This window comes from Streptomyces sp. YS-3 (genome assembly GCF_045257485.1).
In the GTDB taxonomy this organism is placed as follows: Bacteria; Actinomycetota; Actinomycetes; order Streptomycetales; family Streptomycetaceae; genus Streptomyces.
Genome location: NZ_JBJHPC010000338.1, coordinates 1 through 8,021 on the forward strand (window position 1 = coordinate 1; position 8,021 = coordinate 8,021).

General features: G+C 73.9%; 5 protein-coding genes. 4 read left to right on the forward strand and 1 reads right to left on the reverse strand.

From position 1 onward, the window contains the following. On the forward strand, positions 1 to 3,338 hold a 3,338-nt coding region (locus tag ACJA3G_RS24160; protein WP_406555135.1), incomplete at its 5' end, for a ribonuclease E/G. A 147-nt stretch (positions 3,339 to 3,485) separates the two neighbouring features. Here ACJA3G_RS24160 and ACJA3G_RS24165 read toward each other — a convergent pair. Beyond that, positions 3,486 to 5,300, reverse strand: a complete 1,815-nt coding sequence (locus ACJA3G_RS24165; RefSeq protein ID WP_406555136.1) for a hypothetical protein — start codon at positions 5,298 to 5,300, stop codon at positions 3,486 to 3,488. 302 nt (positions 5,301 to 5,602) lie between these two features. On the opposite strand from ACJA3G_RS24165, the gene rplU reads away from it, so the two are divergent. From rplU to obgE, 3 genes are all read left to right on the forward strand, one after another. After that, complete coding sequence (gene rplU, locus ACJA3G_RS24170) at positions 5,603 to 5,923, forward strand: 50S ribosomal protein L21 (protein ID WP_015033583.1); 321 nt, start codon at positions 5,603 to 5,605, stop codon at positions 5,921 to 5,923. 14 nt (positions 5,924 to 5,937) lie between these two features. Further along, a complete protein-coding gene (rpmA, locus tag ACJA3G_RS24175; protein ID WP_108955339.1) occupies positions 5,938 to 6,192 on the forward strand; it encodes a 50S ribosomal protein L27 in 255 nt (84 codons plus the stop codon). 151 nt (positions 6,193 to 6,343) lie between these two features. Then, positions 6,344 to 7,783: a GTPase ObgE gene (obgE, locus tag ACJA3G_RS24180; protein ID WP_406555137.1), complete on the forward strand. Its 1,440-nt coding sequence runs from the start codon at positions 6,344 to 6,346 to the stop codon at positions 7,781 to 7,783. Positions 7,784 to 8,021 lie beyond the last annotated feature (238 nt).

Sequence of the window (8,021 nt, forward strand, 5' to 3'; positions counted from 1 at the left end):
CCGCGTGCTCCTCGGCGGCGGCCACCACGGCGGCCTCCTCGGCCGGGGAGGCGACCGGGTCCTCGGCGGCGACGGCCGGTGCGCCCAAGGCCGCCGAGCAGGCCGAGCAGGCCGCCGTGGTCGTCGAGCCCGCCGCCGGGGCCCCGGCCGCCGCGGAGTCCGCCGCGCCCGCCGAGTCCGTCGAGGACGAAGCGCCGCGTGGGCGTACCCGTCGCCGTGCCACCCGTAAGGCCACCGCGCCGCAGTTCACCCCGGCCGCCGCCGAGGAGCCCGTCAAGGAGCCCGAGGCGGCCGTGGCCGAGCCCAAGGCGGAGACCGGCCGCTCCCGCCGCCGGGCCACCCGCCCCGCCGTCGCCGTCTTCCAGGCGCCGGTCTTCCACGAGCCGATGTTCCAGACCCCGGAGACCGCCGCCGCGGCTGCCGCCCGGGCCGCCGAGGTGACGGACGAGGAGGAGGAGCCGGAGGAGCCCGCAGCCCAGGCCGCCGCCGAGACCGCCGCCGCTCCCGCCGCCGAGCAGGCCGAGCCGCAGGGCGGTTCGCGCCGTCGCCGCCGCCGTCGCGGTGAGAGCGCCGAGGCCGCCCCCGAGCCGCAGGCCCCCGCCGCCGAAGAGGCCGACGAGGACACCTCCGCCGAGGAGGAGCCCGAGCACGACGAGCACGAGGAGCACGAGGACGACCGTCCCTCGCGCCGCCGCCGTCGCGGTGGCCGCCGCCGTCGCCGGGGCGAGCCCGCCGAGACCGACGAGGGCGAGGCGGAGGAGTCCGCCGAGACCGAGGCGTTCGAGGACGAGGACGAGGAGTCCGAGGACACCCCCTCGGCCGCCGGTACCAGCAGCAGCCGTCGGCGCCGCCGTCGCCGTCGCCGCAGCGGTGACGGGGGCGACCACGAGGCCGGTACGGGCGCGGACGACCCGGAGCGCACGGTCGTCAAGGTCCGCGAGCCGCGTCCGGCCCGGGAGAAGGCCGAGCCCGGCACCGGCGCGGACGAGGTGCAGTCCATCAAGGGCTCGACCCGTCTGGAGGCGAAGAAGCAGCGCCGCCGCGAGGGCCGCGAGCAGGGCCGCCGCCGGGTGCCGATCATCACCGAGGCGGAGTTCCTGGCGCGCCGCGAGGCCGTCGAGCGCGTGATGGTCGTCCGCCAGAGCGGCGAGCGCACCCAGATCGGCGTCCTGGAAGACAACGTGCTGGTCGAGCACTACGTCAACAAGGAGCAGGCCACCTCGTACGTCGGCAACGTCTACCTGGGCAAGGTCCAGAACGTGCTGCCGTCGATGGAGGCCGCCTTCGTCGACATCGGCAAGGGCCGCAACGCCGTCCTGTACGCCGGTGAGGTCAACTTCGAGGCGCTGGGCATGGGCAACGGGCCGCGCCGCATCGAGGCCGCGCTCAAGTCCGGCCAGTCGGTCCTGGTGCAGGTCACCAAGGACCCGATCGGCCACAAGGGCGCCCGTCTGACCAGCCAGGTCTCGCTGCCCGGCCGCTACCTGGTGTACGTGCCCGAGGGCTCGATGACCGGCATCAGCCGCAAGCTCCCGGACACCGAGCGGGCGCGGCTGAAGACCATCCTCAAGAAGATCGTCCCCGAGGACGCGGGCGTCATCGTGCGCACCGCCGCCGAGGGCGCGAGCGAGGACGAGCTGCGCCGTGACGTCGAGCGTCTGCAGGAGCAGTGGGAGGAGATCTCCAAGAAGGCCAAGCAGATCTCGACGAGCTCGCCGAGCCTGCTGTACGGCGAGCCGGACATGACCGTCCGGGTCGTGCGCGACATCTTCAACGAGGACTTCACCAAGGTCATCGTCAGCGGTGACGAGGCCTGGGAGACCATCCACGGCTATGTCTCGCACGTGGCGCCGGACCTGGTGGACCGGCTGACCCGGTGGACCTCCGAGGTCGACGTCTTCGCGACGTACCGGATCGACGAGCAGCTGATGAAGGCGCTGGACCGCAAGGTCTGGCTGCCGTCCGGCGGTTCGCTGGTGATCGACAAGACCGAGGCGATGATCGTCGTCGACGTCAACACCGGCAAGTTCACCGGCCAGGGCGGCAACCTGGAGGAGACCGTCACCAGGAACAACCTGGAGGCGGCCGAGGAGATCGTGCGCCAGCTGCGGCTGCGCGACCTGGGCGGCATCGTCGTCATCGACTTCATCGACATGGTCCTGGAGTCCAACCGGGACCTGGTGCTGCGGCGCCTGCTCGAATGCCTGGGCCGTGACCGTACGAAGCACCAGGTCGCGGAGGTCACCTCGCTGGGCCTGGTCCAGATGACCCGCAAGCGGGTCGGCCAGGGCCTGCTGGAGTCGTTCTCCGAGACCTGTGTCCACTGCAACGGGCGCGGTGTGATCGTGCACATGGAGCAGCCGGCCGCCGCCGGTGGCGGCGGCAACGGCAAGCGCTCCAAGAAGCGCGGCCGGGGCGGCGCCGAGCACGACCACGAGGCGCACGAGCACGACATCGCCGATGTCGCCGACATCGAGCCCCTCGACGCCGACGCCGACATCGAGCCCGTGGAGACCGAGGCGGAGCTGGCGGCCGAGGTCGCGGCGCCCGTCGCGCTCGCGGAGCCGGAGTTCGTGCCGGACGAGGAGCTCTACAGCAGCGTCGCCGAGGCGGAGGCCGCGGTGCGCGGCACCCGCTCCAGGCGCCGTGCGAGCCGTAAGGCGTCGGCTCCGGCCGGTGCGCCCAAGCGGGGCGGTGAGCCGGTCGCCGAGGCCGAGCCGGTGGTGGCGGAGCCGGAGCCGGCGCCCGTGCAGGAGGCCGAGCCGAAGCCGGTGACGGTCGCGTCGTTCATCGAGGACGAGGCGCCGCGTGGGCGCACCCGGCGCCGGGCCACCCGCAAGGTGTCCGCGCCGGCGGGTCCGCCCGCCGCGGCCGAGCCGGTCGTGGTGGAGCCCGTCGTGGTGGCCGAGCCGGTGGCCGCTCCGGCGCCCGTCGCCGAGCCCGAGAAGGCCGCGGCCGAGCCGGTCGTCGAGGAGGCGCCCGCCGCCGCCCCGCCGAGGGCGCGTCGCCGGGCCACCCGCAAGGCCACGGCACCGGCCGGGTCGCCGTCGGGTGCGCAGGAGGCGGTTCTCGTGGTCGAGAGCGCTCCGGTGGCCGAGCCGGTCGTGGCCGAGGCCAAGGCCGAGGCCGAGCCGGTGAGCGGGGCCGAAACGACGGCGGAGGTCGCCGAGGAGGCGGCCCCGGCGAAGAAGACGGCCCGCAAGACGGCCAAGAAGGCCGCGCCCGCGAAGAAGGCGGTCGCCAAGAAGACGGCGGCCAAGAAGACCGCGGCGAAGAAGACGACGGCCAAGAAGGCCACCGCGAAGAAGGCGGCGGCCGAGGGGCCGGCGGAGAGCTGATCCCCGGTCGGTGACGACGCGGTACGAAGGCCCGGTCCCGGGGTACGGGGGCCGGGCCTTCGCGTGTGCCCGCAAGCCCCGTCCCGGGCCGTTCACGGGCCTTCCCCGGCCCCCGCCCGTGGGCGGAAGCGGCCTGTCCCGGGGTGTTCAGCCCCGGCTGCGCCACGCCGTGCGCAGCTGGCTCGCCAGGAACAGGGACGACAGGGTCGGGATCGTCGCCCGGTAGCAGTCGGGGGTCGTCCAGGCGTACGCGGACGCCGGGACCAGGACCGTCAGGGCCGCGATGCGCAGACGCCACCAGCGGCGGGTGCGCGGGACCTCGATCGCCGGGGTGCCCAGGTCCGTGGAGAGCGAGTCGCGGATGCCGCGCAACACGCCCCGGCGGGCCAGCAGATGGGCGCCGGGGACCGTCCGCAGGATCTCGTCGTGGTCGCCGAAGCCCGGCGGGAGCGCGGGGAGGCCGAGCGCCGCCACCAGACCGGCCTGGCGGGCGGCGGGGGAGTCCGCGCCCCGCAGCAGCGTCACCAGCGGCCGGGCGTCGCGGACTCCGAACGCCGCCGCCAGGGCCCGCGCGGTCGCGGAGGCCGCCGTGTGGTCGGTGACGGGAGCCGCCGGGTCCCACTGGTGGGCCGCGGTCGCCGTGCCCTTCTGCAGCAGCGTGAACCCGTACCGGGACCCGCTGCGGCGCAGCACGAGCGCGGGCCACTTCTCGCCCGTGGTGAAGCCGGCCGCAGCCGCCGTCAGCCGGTCCTCGCGGCTGAGCGCGGCGCGCCGCCCGGGGGCGGGGTCCGGGACGAGCTCCACGTAACTGGCGGCGGTCCCCGCGGGCGCGATCCGCAGGGAGACCCCGCACATCAGCGCGGCCTCGGCGACGGTGTGCGGCGGCGCGGCGGCCACCGCCAGGGTGCGCGGCCGGTCGGCCGGGTGCGGGGCGGCGGGCGCGGCGCCCTCGCGGCCGGGCCGGGCGAACAGCGGGGTGCGCGAGGCCAGTTGCATCCGCACCCCCGAGCGCAGTTCCACGAACTCGGTGCGCGGCTCGCCCAGATACGCCCACGGATACGTCCGCGCGCCCGCGCCTATCGCCCGGAACACGTCCAGCGCCTCGGCCCACCGCTCGTGCAGGATCAGCATCAGCACGAGGTGGTTGCGGAAGTCCGCCGCGTCGGGGTCGCCCGGCTCGTACCAGGTGGACAGCTCCAGGCCGCGCTCGACGGCCGCGTCGATCCTGGCGCGCCCGACGGGGCTGCGGCGCGGGTCGTCGGAGACGACGACGTACTCGACGGCGGCGAGCAGCGGCAGCGCGTGGAGCTTGGAGCCGGGCAGGGCGCTCTCGGCGGCCCGCTCGGCGAAGGCGAACATCTCGCCGTGCGAGCCGTACCACTTCTCGGAGAGGTACTGCAGGGCCGCCGCGTGGCAGCCGTAGTGGTGCGGGGAGCGGGCGACGGCCTCCGCCCAGTACGCGTCGAACACCTCGCGGGAGGCCTGGCTGCCCCGGGCGTGGGTGAGCGCTATCTGCCAGGGCACCGGGTCGGTGGGGTTGAGCCGGGCGGCGGCGGAGGCGACGGGCACGGCGTCCCCGAGCAGCGCGAAGAAGGCCTGGAACTGCTCGGCCGCCACGTCCGTGGCGCGGGCGGCGCTGCGTACCTCCCACGCCTGGTGGACGCAGAGTTCGGCCTTGACCAGGACGGCGTCGGGGTCCTCGGGCGACTGGGCGAGCCAGTCCTCCAGCCAGCCGGGGCTGTGCAGGGCGGCCGTGGCGAGCTGGGTGACGTAGGTGCTGCGGCGCTCCCACTCGGCCCGCTCGCGGGTCCCGGCGAGCAGGGCGGCGGCGGGGCCCCGGTCGCCGGCGTGCACGGCGGCCAGCGCGTCGCCCATCGGGCCGTCCGGGGCGTCGAGGGTGACGGCCTCGTCGGGCGGCAGGTCCGCGCCCACGGTCGAGCCGTGGCGGAGCATGCGGGGCATGGAGAGCAGCGAACGCAGGTGCACGAGTGATTATTGAATCAGTGACCTTCCGGGGCCGGGCCCCGGGCCCGGGCGCGCGGGGGCGGGCTCCGGCCGGCAGATCGCTGGTTTGACCCCGGGGAAGGCGACCCGTAGCCTTGACCCTCGGCGTGTTTCCATGCGCGCCCGCCTCTGAGCACCTCCCTCCCGGCGACCGTCCGCGGTCGTGGGGAGAGGCCGCTCGTCCATTCCGGATCGTCACGGGCCCGCCCGTGCGAGCGGCTGGCTTCAGAGGTCCCGTCCCGAGTGAGAGAGAGATCCGCGTGTACGCCATCGTGCGCAGCGGTGGTCGCCAGCACAAGGTTGCTGTCGGCGACATCGTTGAGGTTGACAAGATTTCCACTGCCAAGGTTGGCGACACGGTCGAGCTCTCGACCCTGCTCGTTGTCGACGGTGACGCTGTGACCAGCGACCCGTGGGTGCTGGCCGGCATCAAGGTCACGGCCGAGGTCGTGGACCACCACAAGGGTGCCAAGATCGACATCCTTCGGTACAAGAACAAGACCGGTTACCGCCGTCGCCAGGGCCACCGCCAGCAGTACACGGCGATCAAGGTCACCGGCATCCCCGCGGCTGCGAAGTAAGGGACTGAGGAGACATGGCACACAAGAAGGGCGCATCGTCCACCCGGAACGGTCGCGACTCCAACGCTCAGCGGCTCGGTGTGAAGCGCTTCGGCGGTCAGACCGTCAACGCCGGTGAGATCCTGGTCCGCCAGCGTGGCACCCACTTCCACCCGGGCGCCGGTGTCGGCCGCGGTGGCGACGACACGCTGTTCGCCCTGGAGGCCGGCGCGGTGCAGTTCGGCACCCACCGTGGCCGCAAGGTCGTGAACATCGTTCCGGTCGCCTGACCGGTTCCTACGTGAGGCGGACCTCACTTCCCGTACGGGCTCCGTACGGGAAGCGGGTCCGCCTTTCGCGTGTTTCTAATGAAACACGGCATTACACAGATTTCCGTACTCCCCCGGTCTTCGGCCGGGGGGACCCCCAGGAGGCAAGCCCATGACCACCTTCGTGGACCGCGTCGAGCTCCATGTCGCCGCGGGTAACGGAGGCCACGGCTGTGCCTCCGTACACCGGGAGAAGTTCAAGCCGCTCGGCGGCCCCGACGGCGGCAACGGCGGCCGTGGCGGCGATGTCATCCTGGTCGTCGACCAGTCGGTGACCACGCTCCTCGACTACCACCACAGCCCGCACCGCAAGGCCACCAACGGTGCGCCCGGCGCCGGCGACAACCGCTCCGGCAAGGACGGCCAGGACCTGGTCCTGCCCGTCCCGGACGGCACCGTCGTCCTCGACAAGGACGGCAACGTGCTCGCCGACCTCGTCGGCCAGGGCACCACGTTCATCGCCGGCCAGGGCGGCCGGGGCGGCCTCGGCAACGCGGCCCTCGCCTCCGCCCGGCGCAAGGCCCCCGGCTTCGCGCTGCTCGGCGAGCCCGGTGAGGCCCGTGACGTGGTCATGGAGCTCAAGACCGTCGCGGACGTGGCCCTCGTCGGCTACCCGAGCGCGGGCAAGTCCTCGCTGATCTCCGTGCTCTCCGCCGCCAAGCCGAAGATCGCGGACTACCCGTTCACCACCCTGGTCCCCAACCTCGGCGTGGTCACCGCGGGCTCCACCGTCTACACCATCGCGGACGTCCCCGGCCTCATCCCCGGCGCCAGCCAGGGCAAGGGCCTGGGCCTGGAGTTCCTGCGGCACGTCGAGCGCTGCTCGGTGCTCGTGCACGTCCTGGACACCGCCACCCTGGAGTCCGACCGCGACCCGGTCTCCGACCTCGACGTCATCGAGGCGGAGCTGAAGAGCTACGGCGGCCTCGACGACCGGCCCCGTATCGTCGTCCTCAACAAGATCGACATCCCGGACGGCCAGGATCTCGCGGACATGATCCGCGGCGATCTGGAGCAGCGCGGCTACCAGGTCTACGAGGTCTCCGCGGTCTCCCGCACCGGTCTGAAGGAGCTCTCCTTCGGGCTGGCGAAGATCGTGGCCGAGGCGCGTGCCGCCAAGCCCGTCGAGGAGGCCACCCGGATCGTCATCCGCCCCAAGGCGGTCGACGACGCGGGCTTCACGGTCGTCTACGACGAGGCGGCCGAGGTCTACCGGGTGCGCGGCGAGAAGCCGGAGCGCTGGATCCGCCAGACCGACTTCAACAACGACGAGGCCGTCGGCTACCTCGCCGACCGCCTCAGCCGTCTCGGCGTCGAGGACCAGCTGATGAAGGCGGGCGCCCGCGCGGGCGACGCCGTCGCCATCGGCCCCGAGGAGAACGCGGTCGTCTTCGACTGGGAGCCGACGATGATGGCGGGCGCGGAGATGCTCGGCCGCCGTGGCGAGGACCACCGCCTGGAGGCCCCCCGTCCCGCCGCGCAGCGCCGCCGCGACCGCGACGCGGAGCGCGACGAGGCGCAGCAGGAGTACGACGACTTCAAGCCGTTCTAGCCGAGCGGCCCGGTCCGGCTGCGGGCTGCCCCGGGGGCGCGTGCTTCGTCTGCGGGCCCGTCTGTGGCTGAGCGCGCAGTTCCCCGCGCCCCTGGGCAGTCAGGGGCGCGGGGAACTGCGCGAGCAACCCAGCACGGTCCGCAGCCGGACGGCGGCTTTCGTCTGCGGACCGTCGTGGCTGGTCGCGCAGTTCCCCGCGCCCCTCAGGCATCCCGCCCGCGGGCAACCGACAGGCCGC

Excerpts from the sequence above, each read along its gene's own strand:
- ACJA3G_RS24165 (WP_406555136.1), bottom strand. The coding sequence starts at position 5,300 with ATGCCCCGCATGCTCCGCCACGGCTCGACCGTGGGCGCGGACCTGCCG.
- rpmA (WP_108955339.1), top strand. The coding sequence starts at position 5,938 with ATGGCACACAAGAAGGGCGCATCGTCCACCCGGAACGGTCGCGACTCC.
- obgE (WP_406555137.1), top strand. The coding sequence starts at position 6,344 with ATGACCACCTTCGTGGACCGCGTCGAGCTCCATGTCGCCGCGGGTAAC.